17 protein-coding genes and 1 pseudogene are annotated in these 15,617 nt (G+C 66.9%); 7 read left to right on the top strand and 11 right to left on the bottom strand.

From position 1 onward, the window contains the following. Window position 1: 1 nt before the first annotated feature. The 5 genes from ABD331_RS52960 to ABD331_RS52980 all read right to left on the bottom strand — a co-directional run bounded on the left by ABD331_RS52960 (window position 2) and on the right by ABD331_RS52980 (window position 3,385). On the bottom strand, window positions 2-598 hold the full coding sequence (locus tag ABD331_RS52960; protein WP_344493811.1) for a hypothetical protein: 597 nt from the start codon (window positions 596-598) through the stop codon (window positions 2-4). Further along, a complete protein-coding gene (locus tag ABD331_RS52965) occupies window positions 591-1,340 on the bottom strand; it encodes a hypothetical protein (RefSeq protein ID WP_344493813.1) in 750 nt (249 codons plus the stop codon). Before ABD331_RS52965 ends, ABD331_RS52960 begins: the two co-directional genes overlap by 8 nt. Continuing rightward, a complete protein-coding gene (locus ABD331_RS52970; RefSeq protein WP_344493815.1) occupies window positions 1,337-1,633 on the bottom strand; it encodes a hypothetical protein in 297 nt (98 codons plus the stop codon). The genes ABD331_RS52965 and ABD331_RS52970 overlap by 4 nt, the downstream gene beginning before the upstream one ends. Beyond that, a complete protein-coding gene (locus tag ABD331_RS52975) occupies window positions 1,626-2,891 on the bottom strand; it encodes a serine/threonine-protein kinase (RefSeq protein ID WP_344493817.1) in 1,266 nt (421 codons plus the stop codon). Before ABD331_RS52975 ends, ABD331_RS52970 begins: the two co-directional genes overlap by 8 nt. A gap of 134 nt (window positions 2,892-3,025) precedes the next feature. Next, window positions 3,026-3,385, bottom strand: a complete 360-nt coding sequence (locus tag ABD331_RS52980; protein ID WP_344493819.1) for a VOC family protein — start codon at window positions 3,383-3,385, stop codon at window positions 3,026-3,028. A gap of 94 nt (window positions 3,386-3,479) precedes the next feature. On the opposite strand from ABD331_RS52980, the gene ABD331_RS52985 reads away from it, so the two are divergent. Beyond that, entirely contained in the window at window positions 3,480-5,009 is a 1,530-nt protein-coding gene (locus ABD331_RS52985; RefSeq protein ID WP_344493821.1) for an ATP-dependent nuclease, read from the top strand. Window positions 5,010-5,165: 156 nt separating this feature from the next. Here the strand turns inward: ABD331_RS52985 and ABD331_RS52990 are convergent, their stop codons facing one another. From ABD331_RS52990 to ABD331_RS53005, 4 genes are read right to left on the bottom strand one after another with little or no spacing between them, the layout of a single operon-like run. Beyond that, on the bottom strand, window positions 5,166-5,378 hold the full coding sequence (locus ABD331_RS52990) for a hypothetical protein (protein WP_344493823.1): 213 nt from the start codon (window positions 5,376-5,378) through the stop codon (window positions 5,166-5,168). Then, on the bottom strand, window positions 5,378-6,205 hold the full coding sequence (locus ABD331_RS52995) for an SAM-dependent methyltransferase (protein WP_344493825.1): 828 nt from the start codon (window positions 6,203-6,205) through the stop codon (window positions 5,378-5,380). Before ABD331_RS52995 ends, ABD331_RS52990 begins: the two co-directional genes overlap by 1 nt. A gap of 18 nt (window positions 6,206-6,223) precedes the next feature. Next, a complete protein-coding gene (locus tag ABD331_RS53000) occupies window positions 6,224-6,520 on the bottom strand; it encodes a hypothetical protein (RefSeq protein ID WP_344493827.1) in 297 nt (98 codons plus the stop codon). Beyond that, window positions 6,517-6,945: an ATP-binding protein gene (locus ABD331_RS53005; RefSeq protein ID WP_344493829.1), complete on the bottom strand. Its 429-nt coding sequence runs from the start codon at window positions 6,943-6,945 to the stop codon at window positions 6,517-6,519. Before ABD331_RS53005 ends, ABD331_RS53000 begins: the two co-directional genes overlap by 4 nt. 163 nt (window positions 6,946-7,108) lie before the next feature. Between ABD331_RS53005 and ABD331_RS53010 the strand changes: the two genes are divergently transcribed. Further along, on the top strand, window positions 7,109-8,269 hold the full coding sequence (locus tag ABD331_RS53010; RefSeq protein WP_344493831.1) for a helix-turn-helix transcriptional regulator: 1,161 nt from the start codon (window positions 7,109-7,111) through the stop codon (window positions 8,267-8,269). 12 nt (window positions 8,270-8,281) lie between these two features. After that, a complete protein-coding gene (locus tag ABD331_RS53015) occupies window positions 8,282-9,004 on the top strand; it encodes a 5-formyltetrahydrofolate cyclo-ligase (RefSeq protein ID WP_344493833.1) in 723 nt (240 codons plus the stop codon). Between the two features lie 29 nt (window positions 9,005-9,033). Here ABD331_RS53015 and ABD331_RS61195 read toward each other — a convergent pair. Then, window positions 9,034-9,147, bottom strand: a pseudogene (locus ABD331_RS61195) (hypothetical protein); the annotation flags it as partial. Window positions 9,148-9,322: 175 nt separating this feature from the next. Between ABD331_RS61195 and ABD331_RS53020 the strand changes: the two are divergent. The 4 genes from ABD331_RS53020 to ABD331_RS53035 all read left to right on the top strand — a co-directional run bounded on the left by ABD331_RS53020 (window position 9,323) and on the right by ABD331_RS53035 (window position 14,071). Then, window positions 9,323-9,517 (top strand): tyrosine-type recombinase/integrase, encoded by a 195-nt coding sequence (locus tag ABD331_RS53020; RefSeq protein ID WP_344493913.1) that lies wholly within the window; start codon window positions 9,323-9,325, stop codon window positions 9,515-9,517. A 795-nt stretch (window positions 9,518-10,312) separates the two neighbouring features. Beyond that, window positions 10,313-10,921, top strand: coding sequence for a hypothetical protein (locus ABD331_RS53025; RefSeq protein ID WP_344493834.1), 609 nt, complete (start codon window positions 10,313-10,315; stop codon window positions 10,919-10,921). Between the two features lie 213 nt (window positions 10,922-11,134). After that, window positions 11,135-12,625, top strand: coding sequence for a M28 family peptidase (locus ABD331_RS53030; RefSeq protein WP_344493835.1), 1,491 nt, complete (start codon window positions 11,135-11,137; stop codon window positions 12,623-12,625). A 66-nt stretch (window positions 12,626-12,691) separates the two neighbouring features. Further along, window positions 12,692-14,071, top strand: coding sequence for a M28 family metallopeptidase (locus tag ABD331_RS53035; protein WP_344493837.1), 1,380 nt, complete (start codon window positions 12,692-12,694; stop codon window positions 14,069-14,071). Between the two features lie 45 nt (window positions 14,072-14,116). On the opposite strand, the gene ABD331_RS53040 is transcribed toward ABD331_RS53035, so the two are convergent. Continuing rightward, the gene (locus tag ABD331_RS53040; protein WP_344493839.1) at window positions 14,117-15,613 is read right to left on the bottom strand and encodes a M20/M25/M40 family metallo-hydrolase; all 1,497 of its coding nucleotides are present in this window, start codon (window positions 15,611-15,613) and stop codon (window positions 14,117-14,119) included. Window positions 15,614-15,617 lie beyond the last annotated feature (4 nt).

A 15,617-nucleotide genomic window follows, 5' to 3' on the forward strand; every position in this document is an offset into this window, starting at 1 on the left:
TTCACTCTCCTTGGGGGCCGGACCAGGCCAGGGTGGCGCTGATCGCGTCGAACAGGTCGAGCATGGGCTCGGCCAGGCTGAGGTGCGGGCTGGTGAGCACCAGGTCCAGCACGCCGTGCCCGCCGGGCACGGGGATGAGCGTCTGCATGACCACCGAGTCCAGCTCGCCCGTCTCGACGCCGGCCACGCGTACGGCGCGGCCCGCGTCCAGCTCGACGATCTCGACGGCGCGCCAGCCCGGCGTGCCGGGGGTGGGCGGGACGGCGACGACGCCCGAGGCGATCGCCTCGACCGTGTTGCCCTCGGGGTCGGAGCGGCCCCGCGTGTGCAGGACCATGAGGGTGGCCAGCACGGTGCCGGCGTCCTCCAGGTGGTCGGTCATCGCGGCGCCGAACACCGCCCCGTGCCGCGTCGCCAGCTCGGCGACCTCGCGCAGCACCTTCAGCAGCACCGCGCGGTGCGGGGCCAGCTCGGGCGTGGCCGCCACCCGGGCGTCCACGAGGCGGGCCAGGTCGGCGGTGCGTCCCGCGCGCCAGACGTCGAACTCGTACCACGAGTCGGGGACCCGCACGGTGAATCCGAAGGGTAGGTCAGCCATGGGTCAGCTCCTCGATGAAGTCGTCCACGGGCTCGGGTTCGAGCGTGACGCCGGCGATCCGGACGTCCCGGCCGGGCACGAGCGGGGGTGCGGGCCGCTCGACGTCGCCGAAGCGCACGGCGCCGACCTGACGCCCGCCCGGCAGGACGATCCAGCCGCCGACGACCGACGCGCCGCGCACCTGCTCCGTCGCCCTGTAGAGGCCGGACGGCCGCTTGACCGCGGGGGCGGTGAAGCGGAAGGCGTCCTCGCCGAGCACCAGGTCGCCTGTCGCGCCGTCGTCGCCGAGGGCGGCGGTCATCACGGTGTCGCCGCCCTGTTGGCCGGTGAGCGTGGCGCGGTTGTCGCGGGCGTCGCCGGACATCCACACCTCGCGGCGGCCGTCGCAGAAGTAGCCGACGGCCTTGCCGTCGCGGATCGAGAGCGCGACGAGCCCGCCGCCGCCTGCCACCCGCCCGGCGAAGTCGGCCCTGTCCGGGGTGGGGTCGGTGCTCTCCCGCGAGGGGTCGGGGGTCTCCTGCGCAGGGTCAGGGCTCTCCCGCGCGGGGTCGGGGGTCTCCTGCGCGGGGTCCTCGGTCGTCCGCGTCTTCCGGGGTGCGGCTGCCTGTCCGGACGGCGAATCGACGTACACGGCCCGCGCCCCGGCCGGCGCCCCCGGCTGGTCCGTCAGCGCGAACACCAGCGACGCCGCGACCGTCGCGACCAGGACGCCGGTGAGCACGCCCAGGCCGAGCGCCTTCATCCCGAGCCCCCTGAGCTGGTCGAGAGCGAGTCGGCCAGCGAGCCGTCGAGCGTGCCCGTGCCCTCGACGAGGGCGTCCAGCAGGCCCGCCGCGCGCTCCAGGAGCTGGTTCATCCGCTCCCGGTTGTCGGAGGACTCCTCGAAGAACCTCCGTACGGCGTCGTCGACCTTCTCCGAGCCGGTCCGCGCGTCGAGCGCGCCGGACTGCCCGCCGTCCAGTGCCGCGCGGATGGCCTTGAGGTCCCGCGCGACGTTCGCGGCCTCCTGACGGTTCGCGGCGAATTCCTCAGCCATTGGTCCTCTCCCCCTTGATGGCCTCGAACGCGCGCCAATCCCGGTAGACGGTCTCGACGCTCTGGGCCGCGCCGCCGCGGCTCTCCATGCGCAGGCGCAGCCGTACCGGCAGGCCCCGGCCGTCCACCTGGAGCGTGAACCGCACCGGGCCCTCGGCGGGCAGGCCCGCGTAGGTGGCCTCGCCCTCCTCGCCCCTGACCCGGTGCGCGGGGACCGATCCGGTGAGCGTGCGGCCGTTCCCGGCCGCCGGCGTGCTGGTCACATTGACGCCGGCGGCGTCGATCAGGCCCTGGACGGTACGCGGCGAGCTGAGCTCACGGACGGTGGGCGCCGTCCTCTGGACGCACGGCTCCCCCGGCGGATGGTCGGTGTCGAACACCGCCCCCGCGGCCGTCCCCCTGGTGCCGACGAGGGACACGGAGACAGGCTGTGGATCGTTCCCGCAGGCGAGTTTCATGTCGTACGAAGTGGCGGGCGCGCCCGGGTCGAAGCTCAGCCGCCCCTCGGACTCCACCCGGCCCCCCGCCCCCACGCCGTCGGACACCTGGCTGAACGTGGCCGTGCGCCGGCCGACCGCGGTGACCACGTCGCTCGCCTCCGGCGCGCGCCCCTGGCCCGAGATCAGGATGACCGCGCCGGCCGCCCCCGCGACGAGCGCGATGCCGATGGCGACGCCCGTGAGGTACGCGGGCCTGCGCCAGAACGGCGTGGGCACGAGGTGCTCCTCGTACGGCGCGGGCTCCTCGGGCCTGGTCCGCCGCTCGGCCTCCAGCAGCAGTTCGTGCACCGTGGCGCCCTGGGCCGCGCCGGAGTGGCCGAGCAGGACGCGTACCAGATCGACGGCCGACGGGCGGGAGGCGGCGTCGGCGCGGCGGCACTCGTCGATCACCGCGCGCAGCGCGGGGAGCAGCTTGTCGAGGTCGGCGCCCTGGTCGGGCTCGCGGCCCGTCGCCGCGAACACCACCACGCCGGCCCAGTCCTTGACGTCGTGCGCGGAGAACACGCTGTCGCGCGGCCCCGGCGCGAACGACACCTGGCCGCGCGGCCCGACCACGACGTTGCCGGGCGTGAGCCGCAGCCCCGCGATGCCGCCCAGGTGCAGCCTGGCCATGGTGGTGGCGCTGCCGAGCGCGAACAGGTAGAGCGCCTCGTCCCGCAGGGGCCCCGCCGTGCCGACGGCGGCGGCCAGCGTGTGGCCCTTTCCCAGGTAATCGCGCGGCCGCAGGGCCAGGCCGTCGCTCCATCCCTGAAATTCCATCGCCATCCCCGTGGCAGCCGGTCAGCGCGGCGAAGGCACGCTCGAAATACGCCTTCGCGCAGGTCAGGTGGCGTTTTTCGGTGTGGGTGCGTGCTGTTGTCCGACAGGTTGTACGCGGCGGGGCGGGGGTGGGTTCAATCGAATTCGCGAGAATCCTTCCAGGTCGCCGGGATCGGCATGGGTTCGGCTGTGAAGAGCTCGTAGCTGTGGCCGTCGGGGTCGCGGACGTACACGCCCCGGCCGCCGCCGAGGTGGTTGATCCGCCGGTCCCACCCGTTCATGGGGCCTGAGCCGTAGTCGATCGCGGCGTCGGCGCGGAGCCGGTCGAGTGCCGCGTCGAAGGTGTCGTCGTCCACCAGGAACGCGTAGTGGCCGGGCTGGGGGTGGTGGCGGTCGTCGAAGTCGAGCGTGAGGTCGTCGTTGACCCTGACGGGGGCGAACGGGCAAGCGCAGCAACCAGGGCATGGATTCCGGCCGCACCACCGGATGCACACCTGATGGGAGCGCTGGGCGATTTATTACTACTTGGACGGAAATGGGAAGATAGAGAAGATACTCAGCAATGACAGGTGATGCTATGGTCGGCCAATGCGAGTCACTGCGGCAAGAATAGCCAACTTCAAATGCTTCCCTGATACGGGTTATGTGAATCTTGATCAAATCAATGTGATCACCGGTAGGAATAATTCCGGAAAATCGGCCTTCATCAAAGCCCTGCATCTGATGCAAGCTGGTGCCGACATCACGCATCGGGATGTTCGACTCGGCGCAACACGCAGCGAATTAGAGGTTCGGCTAGACAGTATAGACTCTCGACACTTCGACAATATTCGGAGCGAAGGAGCAGCGGGCACACTGCATGTGGAATATTCGCTGCGTGATCGCGATCAGCTAGTAAGCACAAAACCTGGGCTTAGTGTTGGCGGTCAGGATGCGCGAGGGGTCGATCACATTCCTCAAGCAGAGCCCTACAACTTCATCTACACCTATCTGTCGAAAAGAAAAGTCATCGCTTTCGACGAGATGGTCGATCGAGCTCGAACGACAGCCGTTGCCAACGATCTTCGCTATCTCACATCGAAAGTCATGCGCCTCGCCAATATTGATCATCCAAAATCTGAAGAGTACACCCATCTCTGTCGAGAAGTATTGGGATTCCGTGTGAGCACCCATGGGTCCGCTGGAGGACAGCAATCGGGAGTGGCCATAGGTAATCACGATTACATTCCCATCGAGTCCATGGGGGAAGGCGTATCTAGCCTACTTGGCCTCATCACTGATCTATGCATGGCGGACGGAAATCTATTTCTAATCGAGGAACTTGAGAACGATATCCATCCCGAGGGCCTAAAAGCCATCTTACACGCGATCATACAGAAGTCCACAAGCAATCAGTTCGTGATATCTACGCACTCGAACATCGTTGTGAAATACCTTGGAGCAGCTCCACACAGCAAAATCTTCGCCGTTGAATCGGATTTTCAGCCATTCCAAATTCCCACTTCGTCAATTCGGGAAATAGAGCCATCCGCCGAGGCGCGGATAGATGTCCTTCGGCAGCTCGGCTATGAGTTGTACGATTTCGACCTTTGGGAGGGCTGGCTTATTCTGGAGGAATCAACCGCTGAGGTGATCGTTAAGGATTATCTAATTCCATGGTTCGCGCCACGACTTTCCCGAATCCGCACATTGGCAGCAGGTGGGACAAGCAAAGTCGAACCCACTTTTGAGGATTTCCGCCGGCTCTTCCTCTTCACTCATCTAGAAGCTACATACCGACATCGGGCCTGGGTCATCGTAGACGGTGACGAGGCAGGGAAAAGGGTGATCGAAGAACTACAGACCACTTATGGCGCGACGTGGCCTGAAGAACATTTTCGGACATTCAGTGCCCGTGACTTCGAGCTCTACTATCCAGCCATATTCGCAGCCGAAGTTCAGCATGTTCTAGCCTTACCGCATGACACGAAGCGCGATGCGAAGCACGCGCTTGTCAGGAAAGTGAAGAAGTGGTGCGACAAGAACGACAGTCAGGCAAGGATTGCTTTCGCCGAATCGGCCGCCGAAGTAATCAACCTTCTGCGAAATATCGAACACAAGATATCATCCCAAGCATAGTTCATCCTGAGTCGCATACGAGTTCCTTTGGAATGCACATAGGCGCCTAACCTAACCGATTGAACACGTCCCAACAGCTACATCTCGCAGTTGATTGGGCTATCCATTTAGGGCACAGCGCAGCGTCACCCAAAGCGATACAGAAGTCATCAAACTTCATCGCTCGTCCCCATAGTGGGCAGTCATCTCTTCCGAGAACATGAGGTTAAGTAGGTCGTCGAGACATTGTGCATCGATCACAACTGGTCGGGTGGGGTGCCAGCAGGCGAACGCGGACAAGCGGCGACGCCATGGCGACCACATGATCAACCAGCCTGGATGCCGCTGTTGAATGGTGGCGGCCAGCGCGCGTCCCTCTTCGTCGCGCATCACGCTGTCCCTTCCCAGGGCAGGGGCTTCTGAGCCGATCCGCCATAGCAAGTGGTGATCACATCGGCGCTGGGCTCGTCTCTGTCGGGTCGCCAATCGCGCACGTCAACGAGACCGGGTTCAACTAGTCGAAGACCTTCGAAGAATCGGAGGATCTGCCGGTACGTGCGGGGTGTGGCACGTGTGGAGGATGCTTCGTAGACCTGGAGCGCTTGATCTGTACGTTCCGAGGGAAGATGGTCCGCTGTCGCGTGCGAGACGACCAGGTAGCTTCCTGGAGCGAGCGCGGCGAGCAGGCGTGAGACGATCGCGTACGGATCCTCTTTGTCCTCTATAAAGTGCAGGACGGCTACCAGCAGCAACGCCACCGGCCGGTCAAGGTCGATAAGGGCGTTCAGGCGCGGTTGCGAGAGGATCGAATCGGGGTCGCGTAGGTCGTCGAGAATTGCGATGACTCCTTCGCCACGTGCCAGCATGGCGCGGGCGTGGACGATCGCGGTGGGGTCGTTGTCGATGTAGGTCACCCGCGCGTCCGGATTGATCGCTTGCGCGATCTCGTGAACGTTGCCCTTGGACGGCAGACCGGTGCCGATATCGATGAACTGCCGGATGCCGGCCTTGGCGGTGAGCTGGGTGACCGCGCGTCGTAGGAAGGAGCGATTCTCGCGGGCAGTCCTGCGGACATGCGGAACAACCTTGATGATCTGTTCCGCTGCCGCGCGGTCTGAAGCGAAGTTGTCCCTGCCTCCCAGCAGGTAGTTATAGATGCGCGCCACGTTGGGCGTGTTGGTGTCGATGTACGGGTTCGTGCCGTTGTGGTCGCTCATGAGACTCGGCTCTCGCACTCAGGCGGCGAACTCGTCGCCGGACAGGTCGGATTGGGCGGCCAGCAGTTTGAGAGCCCTCATTAGTAGTTCCGCCGTCTGAGGGGTGACGCGACCCAGCTCGACAACGCCGGTACCGAACTCGGTGACGTCGGCATGCAGGAACGGCAGTGCATCTCCGTGGCCAACGGCTTCCAGCGCACTGCGCAAACCGCTGACCGCGTGCTGTGCCTCCGACCAGGCCCGTACGTAGCCGATGCCCTCTTCGAGGATGAGTGCCGGATCGCCTTCGAGCAGTGTGCGGCCTTCAGGTCTCATCGCGCCCCCGCCTTCAGCCGTGAAGGGGTATCCAAGTCAGCCCAGACCGTCTTGTTGCGCTCGTTCAACCGGACGTTCCAGCGGTCGGAGTACGTCTCGACGAGCAGCAGTCCGTGTCCGTTCTCGTCCTCGGGTGTGGACCGCCGACGTACAGGAAGGTTGTCCGTGTCCCGATCACGGACCTCGATCCTGAGCGTGCCTGCTGCGTACATCACCAGAACTGTGACAGGAGCCCCGCCGGTCTGTGCGTGCTTGATCGCGTTCGCGATGAGTTCGGTAACCAGCAGTTCGGCCCGCCATTTGATCTCCCCGAGATCCCATCTGTCGAGTAGTTGCCGCACCCACTTGCGACCCCCGGGAACGGACTGTGGGGTCGGCGACAGGGTGAAAGCCCGTGACAAGGCTCCGCAGGTCGGGCTGGTCAAGTGGCTTGTCATAGTGCCGTAGCCAACACCTCAGCGCTCCTTCACTCCACAGCACAACCGTGCAGAGATGACGCACCAATGTGGCATTGCCCCTGCGGACCAGGGCGTTCAAGAGGAATACTCCAGTAAAGGCTCCTGTCAGCCTCGCGGGAGGAACCGGACCGTGTCACGACGGCGGCAAAGGCTGATCCAGCGCCGCAAGACGCTCGGCTTCTCACAGGAGAAGCTGGCCTTCGCGGTTGGTGTCGAACGCTCCACCGTGGTGCGGTGGGAAGGCGGTGAGAGAGAGCCGCGCCCTTGGCAGCGCCCCAAGCTGGCCCGTGTTCTTGAGGTGTCCCTTGACGAGTTGGACGAATACCTCGCATCCCAGGTGAATGAGGAGCCGGACGCGGAACGACTCGTCTTCGCGCTTCGTAATCCGGCGGCGGTGGACCTGGTGACCGTGGCGCATCTGGCGGAGCGTGTTCAGCACCTGACTGCCGAGTACGACACGGCGCCCTCGGCCTCCCTCCTGGCGGACGCCGGCCACTGTCACAGCCAAGTGACACTCCTGCACAACTTCGCCCCCGCCGGACGCATCCGCCGTGAGCTGTGCATCTCGACCGCCGAGTCCGCGACTCTCATGGGGCAACTCGTCTGGGACGCGTCGCAGAGGCGGGATCACGCCGTGTCTGTGCAGTATTTCGACCAGGCGATCAGCGCTGCTCGGGAGGTCAGGGATCCCATCCTCGAAGCGCATGCCCAACTCCGTAAAGGCTTCGTTGCCCTGTACGGCACGAAGAACACCAGGGAAGGTTTGCGTCTCTGCAACGAGACGGCGATGGTCGGCAGGCCCGCCAGCAGCGTGCTCACCGGCCTAGGGTTCCTGCACGTCGGCGAGGCGTACGCGATGCTTGGAGAAAGGCGCGCGTGCGAAGGGGCGCTCGGTGCGGCTGAGGAGAGCTTCGCCCGCATCCACAAGGACGACGAAGCCTTCCACATGTTCTCGCCGACCCAGTTCGATCGCCTGGCAGGCTCCTGCTACCTGTTCCTCGGCGTGAACCACAGGGCAGAACAGATCTTGACCAGGTCGGCGCGCAGTCTGGTTCGCTGGAGGAAGTCTCAGTCCATCGTGCTGGGCAACCTCACTCTCGCCTACATCCGGCAAGGCAAGCTGGAAGAGGCGTGCGGCACCCTGCATGAGGCCATCGACCTCATCGAGGAGACGCGTGGTGGCGGTGGCCTCAACATCGCGTTCACGGGCGGCCGGGAGTTGGCGCCGTGGCGGCATGAGCCGTGGGTGCAGGAGATCAGTGATCGTCTCTTCGCGTTGATGGCAACGTGATGAACTGGCGGCATGAGTCTTGACGACGACAAGAACGCGGTCCGGGAACGTGTCTGGTCGGCCCTGATCGACGCTGAGGTGTCCACTCCGGACGCGCGCAACTACATCCCTCAGTTCGTTGGCTTTGACAAGGCTGCCGAACTGCTCGTCACCACGAACGCCTGGCGACGGGCGCACACCGTGAAGGCCAATCCTGACACCGCTCAGCTTCCGGTCCGGACGCGCGCCCTTGCCGAAGGCAAGATCCTCTACATGGCCGTGCCGAAGATCGCGACCATCGAGCCGTTCTACTTTATCGACCCCGCGCACTCCGCGCTCCCGCCGGGCCAGGCGGCCCTGAGCAGCGCCGCGGAGAAGGCCAGCCCGCGGGTGGGCACAGAGCAGATGCGCCCGATTGACCTAGTCGTATGCGGAACCGTCGCGGTCAACCGTGAGGGTGTACGCCTGGGCAAGGGTGCCGGCTACTCCGACATCGAAGTGGCCCTCCTCATCGAGGACGGCCTTGTCACCGACGACACCGTGATCGTCACCACCGTTCACTCGCTCCAGGTGATTGACGAGCCGCTGCCGGAAGGGGGGCACGATTTCCGGGTGGATATGATCATCACGGAGAGGGAAATCATTACGTGTCCGCGCTCGCCGCGCCCAAGTGGGCTGATCTGGTCCAGCCTGCCCGCTGACAAGATCGCCGCTATCCCGATCCTCGGAGCACGGGCCAAGAAAAACGTCAACTGAGCAGGATCTATGCCGTTCCGCAGCCAGTCGAGGTAGCTCTCACTGCCCCCAGTCACTGCATAAGTGAAGATCGGCGGCACGACATCGCCGTGAGCTTGCTGGATGTGCTTCTCAATGGCGGCGAGCCGAGTGCTGGTCGCCACCCTCTACATCGGCAAACGCTAAGCGAGCGTCTACCCCGGAGGGCAAGGGGTACACAGGAGCCCTGTCGCTCCGGTTCGACGCACAGGATAAGCGGCACGGATCAAGCGCATAGGGAGGACCAAGACCGAGGTCAAGGACAAGCTCATCAAGGCAGTCGAAGAGCTGGAGTCGGGCATCAAGTCGGACGAGAGCTACACCGTCGAAGACTGCGTCAATGAATGGCTTAAGAAAGGGCTCAAGGGACGCGACCAGCAGGGCACGGTACGCAATTACCGGTCGATGGCCGTCCATCACATCTACCCCTACATCGGCATGAGGAAGTCGAAGACGCTGACCGCCGGTGATCTGGACGACTGGCTGGAAGACTAGGTAGAAGTCCTCTCCACTCGATCGCTCCCTCTGATCCACCAAATCGTGGGACGGGCCATCAGGCACGCCGAACACAGGGACAAGGTACGGCGAAACGTCGCGAGCCTGGTTGATGCCCCTGAGGGACAGGAGGGCCGCCCGTCGAAGGCCCTCAAATGGGAACAGGCGAAGGCGGTCATCCGCACCGCGCTATCCAGTCCCCTCAAGGAATACGTGATCCTGTGCCTTCAACACGAAGATCCTGCCGCGTCCTCAAGGTCTTCTAGCAGGGTCTTCGCGTTCTGAAGGAACTGCACACGGCCCGGCAAGCGGAACGCCTCGCGTCCGGCGAGCGGGGAGGGGACATCGCGCATGTGTTCCGGCGCGAAGACGGCATCCCGATGAACCGCTGGTACGTCTGGCGTGAGTTCTAGCTCATCACCGAGGCGGCCGGCAACGGCACGAACTGGTGCCCGCGCGAGTTGCGGCACAGCTTCGTGTCCCTGCTGTCCGCGCACAACGTGGCCCTTGAGGAGGAGGAGATCGCACGCCTCGTTGGCCATTCGTCAACGCACGTGACCGAGACCGTCTACCGACACGAGATCCGGCCAGCGCTCACAGAGGGCGCGGTCGTGATGGACAAGATCTTCAAGTCGAAGACCGGGTAGAGCACTGGCTCCCCGTCTGGCTCCCAAAGATCGACAGGACTTTCTGCGCTTCCCCTGACCAGTCATGAAGACCGGATCCTCCGGGCTTGACCTTGACGCGACGTCAACGTGTCTCATGAGAGGTGGTGAACGTGTCGAGGGAGGGCCGATGGTCAGGTTGGTGCTGCGGGTCGTGGGGTTCGAGCTCAAGGGTCTGGTCGCCATCGGGCTGTGGGTTCTGCGGCGCAGGCAGGGGGTGCCCGAGGGGGCGACCGCCGTCTCGTACGCCAAGGAGCAGGCGTTCGTGCTGACCTTGTTCGCCTTCGCGATGGCCGTGGAGACCGTGGTGATCGACCTGCTGCTGGTCGCGCTCGGCGTGCCCGCGTGGCTGCGGTTCGGGGTGCTGATCGCCGACCTGTACGGGCTGCTGTTCGTGGCCGTGATGGCCGCCGGGTGCGCGACCCGGCCGCACGTCGTCACCCGGGAGGAGCTGCACATCCGGTACGGGGTCTACTTCGAGCTGCGGGTGCCCCGGGAACGCATCGTCGCGGTGCGGAGCAGCCGGAGCCTCAACGAGGACAGCATGGTGTCGGTCAAGGACGGGCGGCTGGCGGTGGCGGTGTCGTCGCGGACGAACGTGACGGTCGAGCTGGACGGGCCCGTCACCGTGGTGCGGCCGCTCGGGCGGCGGGCCGAGGTGAGCTCGATCCGGTTCTTCGCCGACTCGCCCGAGGTGGTGCTGGCGGCGCTGCGGGCCGAGGAGGCCACCCACTCCTAACCGGCCTCCGGGGCGGGCGGGCGTCCAGGGCGGACGGCGCGGGCGGGTGGACGGCGCGGGCGGGTGGCGGGTGGACGGGGTGTGAGCGGGCCTAGGCGAAGGGCTTTTGGGGCGTTACGTTCCAGAGAAGCACCATCTCGGGATCTTCCACCCTCGACCTCGGATGGAGGCGCCGCCATGCTCTTATCCAGCCGTCGCACCTGGAAAAACGGCATGAGATCACTCATCGTCGCGGCGATCGTCACCCTCACCCTGACCCCGGCCCCCACCCCCGCCCTGGCCGCGGCGCCACCGGACATCCCGCTGGCCAACGTCAAGGCGCACCTGTCGCAGCTCCAGTCCATCGCCACCGCCAACGGCGGCACCCGGGCGCACGGCCGGCCCGGGTACCTGGCCTCGGCGAACTACGTCAGGTCCCAGCTCGACGCCGCCGGTTACACCACCGCCCTGCAGTCGTTCACCTACAACGGCGCCACCGGCTACAACGTCATCGCCGACTGGCCCGGCGGCGACCCGAACGACATCCTGATGGTCGGCGCGCATCTCGACAGCGTGACGGCCGGGCCTGGCATCAACGACAACGGCTCGGGCAGCGCGGCCATCCTGGAGACCGCGCTGGCGGTGTCCCGCCAGGCGCTGCAGCCGACCAAGCATCTGCGTTTCGCCTGGTGGGGCGCGGAGGAGCTGGGGCTGCGCGGCTCGCAGTTCTACGTGAACAACCTGCCGGCCGCCGACCGCGCGCGGATCAAGGGGTATCTGAACTTCGACATGGTCGGCTCCCCGAACGCCGGATACTTCGTCTACGACGGCGACAACTCCGACGGGACGGGGTCGGGGCCCGGACCGGCCGGCTCGGCGCAACTGGAGCGGACGATCCAGGACTACTTCACCTCCATCGGCGTGCCCACCCGGGGCACCGACTTCGACGGGCGCTCCGACTACGGGCCGTTCATCGCCGTCGGCATCCCGGCGGGCGGCACGTTCACCGGCGCCGAGGGCATCAAGACGGCCGCCCAGGCGACGCTGTGGGGCGGCACCTCGGGGCAGGCGTTCGACGTCTGCTACCACCGCGCCTGCGACACGACCGCCAACATCAACGACACCGCGCTGGACAGGAACGCCGACGCCATCGCGTACGCGGTGTGGACGACCGCCACCGCCGTCCCGCCGGTGACGGTCTGGTCGGACACGTTCGAGACGGCCACCGGCTGGACCACCAACCCGTCCGCCACCGACACCGCCACACTGGGGCAGTGGGAGCGCGGTGACCCCGAGGCGACCACGTCCAGCGGCGCCAAGCAGCTCGGCACCACGGTCAGCGGCACCAACGACCTGGTGACCGGCCGGTTGGCGGGCGCGTCCGCGGGCGCGTACGACATCGACGGCGGCGTCACCTCGATCCAGTCACCAGCGATCACGCTGCCCGCCACGGGCGCGCTGACCCTGTCGTTCTCGTGGTACCTGGCGCACGGCTCGAACGCCTCCACCGCCGACTACCTGCGCGTGCGCGTGGTCGGCAGCACCACCGCCACGGTGTTCAACCAGGCGGGCGCGGCCACGAACCGCAACGGCGCGTGGGCCACGGCCTCGGCGAGCCTGAACGCGTTCGCCGGGCAGACCGTCCGCATCCTCGTCGATGCCGCCGACGCCTCAGGCGCCTCGCTGGTCGAGGCGGGCGTGGACGACGTGCGGATCACCCGCTAGCTCCCCTCACCATCGCGGGTCGGACCTCCGGCAGGTCCGGCCCGCCATCCCTCGTGGAGCCATGTCATGGCACTGACACCGCTCATCCGTAAATCGGCCCTGCCCTTCTGCGCCGCCGTCCTGCTGGCCGGGGTGCTGACGCCCGCCGCCGAGGCGGGCGCGCCGCGCGACGCGGAGATCGAGAAGATGGTCCGGCAGGTGGACGCGCGCAACCTGGGCCGTATCATCACCGAGCTGGCCTCCTTCGGCACCCGCCACACGCTGTCCAGCCAGGACGACCCGGTGCGCGGCATCGGCGCCGCCCGCGACTGGATCTACGACGAGTTCTCCAGGATCGCCGCCACCTCCGGCGGGCGCATGACGGTGGAGAAGCAGTCGTTCGTCCAGCCCGTCTCGCCGCGCGTCCCCGCCCCCACGGTGATCACGAACGTGGTCGCCACGCTGCGCGGCACCCAGGACGCCTCCGCCGGCCGCACGTACGTGGTCAGCGGCCACTACGACTCCCGCTGCTCCGACGTGATGAACGCCACCTGCGACGCCCCCGGCGCGGACGACGATGCCTCGGGGGTGGCGGTCGCCATCGAGGCCGCCCGCGTCATGGCGACCCGCACGTTCGACGCGACGGTGGTGTTCATGGCGGTGGCGGGCGAGGAGCAGGGCCTGTACGGGGCCGCGCACTTCGCTCAGCAGGCCAAGCAGAACAACGTCGATATCCAGGGCATGTTCACCAACGACATCGTGGGCAGCGCCGACGGCGAGAACGGCCGGGACGCCAAGGCCGTGCGGGTCTTCTCCGAAGGGGTGCCCACCTCGGAGACCCCGGCGCAGGCCGCCGTCCGCCAGTCGGTCGGCGGCGAGAACGACGGGGTTTCGCGGCAGCTCGCCCGCTTCGTCCACGAGACGGCCACTCAGTACGTGCCGCGCTTCGACGCCCGCCTGTACTACCGCAGGGACCGCTACCTGCGCGGCGGCGACCAAATCCCGTTCCTGCAACAGGGGTACGCGGCGGTGCGCTTCACGGAGGTGCACGAGGACTACCGGCACCAGCACCAGGACGTGCGCGTGGAGGACGGCGTGCAGTACGGGGACCTGCTGCGGTTCGTGGAGACCGACTACGTGGCGCGGGTGACGCAGGTGAACCTGGCCGCGCTGGCGGCGCTGGCCCGCGCGCCGCGCTCCCCGGGGCGGGCGGCGATCGTGACGAGCCGGCTCACCAACGACACGGACCTGCGGTGGGACGCCAACCCCGAGCCCGACATCTCGGGGTATGAGGTGGTCTGGCGGGACACGACCGAGCCGTTGTGGACGCACTCGCGGTTCGTGGGGAACGTGACCTCGTACACGGTGGAGGGGTTGTCGAAGGACAACTTCCAGTTCGGCGTGCGGGCGGTGGACGAGCAGGGGCACCGCAGCCCGGTCAGCCACCCCACACCCGCGACCAGCTAGAACAAGGCCGGGTGGGCGGACGCGCCGCCCACCCGGTCAGGACCGCTATTCGGCCGAGGCCGACAGGGCGGCGGCCTGCGGCGCCGTCCTGGGCGGGATGGCGCGCAGGTTGTAGGCGTACCTGGCGACCGAGTCCGCGATCGCGTCCGAGTCCACGTCGAGCGCGGTGTCGTTGATGTTGGCGATGGTGTCGCACGCCTGGTGGTAGCAGGCGTCGTACGCCACCCCTGCCGTGCCGCCGAACAGCGCCGCCTCCTCGGGCGTCTTGATGCCCTCCGCGCCGGTGAAGATGCCACCGGACGGGATGCCGACGGCGATGAACGCCCCGTAGTCGGAGCGGCCGTCGAAGTCGGTGCCCACGGTCGGCAGCGAGCGGGAGCCGAAGAACGCCGCGAGCTGCGCCTCGATCTGGGCCGATCCGGGCGGGCCGGCGGGCGAGCCGACGCCGTCGGAGTCGTCACCGTCGTACAGCTTGTACGCGTAGTTCGGCGAGGCGATCATGTCGAAGTTCAGGTACACCCTGATCCGGTCGCGCTGCGCCTCGGACAGGGCGTCCACGTACTGGTCGGAGCCGAGCAGCCCGATCTCCTCGGCCGCCCAGAACGCGAAGCGCACCTTGTTCTTGACCGGGACGTACGCCATCTCCTCGGCGACCTCCAGGAGCGCCGCGCTGCCGGAGCCGTTGTCGTTGATGCCGGGCCCGGCGGTGACGCTGTCGAGGTGGGCGCCGACCATGACGACGTTGCGCGGGTCGCCGAAGGGGCTTTCGGCGATCACGTTGTCGTTGGTGCCGAGCACGAGGTTGGCGTCGACCTTGAGCCGGACGGTGGCGCCGGGGGTGGCGGCCAGCTCGTTGCCCACGGCGAAGCTGGCGAACACCATGGGGATGCCGCCCCGCCACTCGCCGATGTCCAGCGGGAACGGGTCGGTGCGGCCCGGCTGGCCCTCGTTGAAGACGATGAGCCCGGACGCTCCGGCGGCGGCGGCGTTCATCACCTTGTTGACGAACGGGCAGGTGCCGCGCTGGACGAGCGCGATCCGGCCGGGGACGAAGCCGGCGAAGTCGGCGGCCTCGCAGCCGCTGGTCGAGCTGGGGGTCGGCGTCGGCGGCAGCGTCAGGTCCACACCCTGGACCTGCGCGGTCACGTCGCCGGACGGCGAGGGCTCGAAGGTGACGAAGTCGGTGCCCGGCACGTACGACTTGGCGGTGGGCGCGGTGAGGTCGAGCACGGGCGGGCTGTCCTCGCTCCAGCTCTCGACGAAGTTGATCGGCTGGCGGGTGACCTTGTAACCGGCCTTGCGCAGCTTGCCCACGACGTAGGCGACGGAGGCGTCGTAGCCGGGCGTGCCGGCGGCGCGGTTGCCGCCGTTGGCGTCGGCGATGGCCTGGAGCGCTTCGAGGTGCTTCTTGACGTTGGCCCCCTTGACCTTCTTGACGAGCACCTTGGCGAAGGCGTCGTCGAGCCCGCCCGCGGTGGCGGGCGTGGTCATGGCCAGGGGTAAGGCGAGTACGGTGAGCAGGACGATGGCGATCTTTCGCATGCGG

Origin of the sequence: Nonomuraea monospora (assembly GCF_039531895.1) — a bacterium.
Taxonomy (GTDB): domain Bacteria; phylum Actinomycetota; class Actinomycetes; order Streptosporangiales; family Streptosporangiaceae; genus Nonomuraea; species Nonomuraea monospora.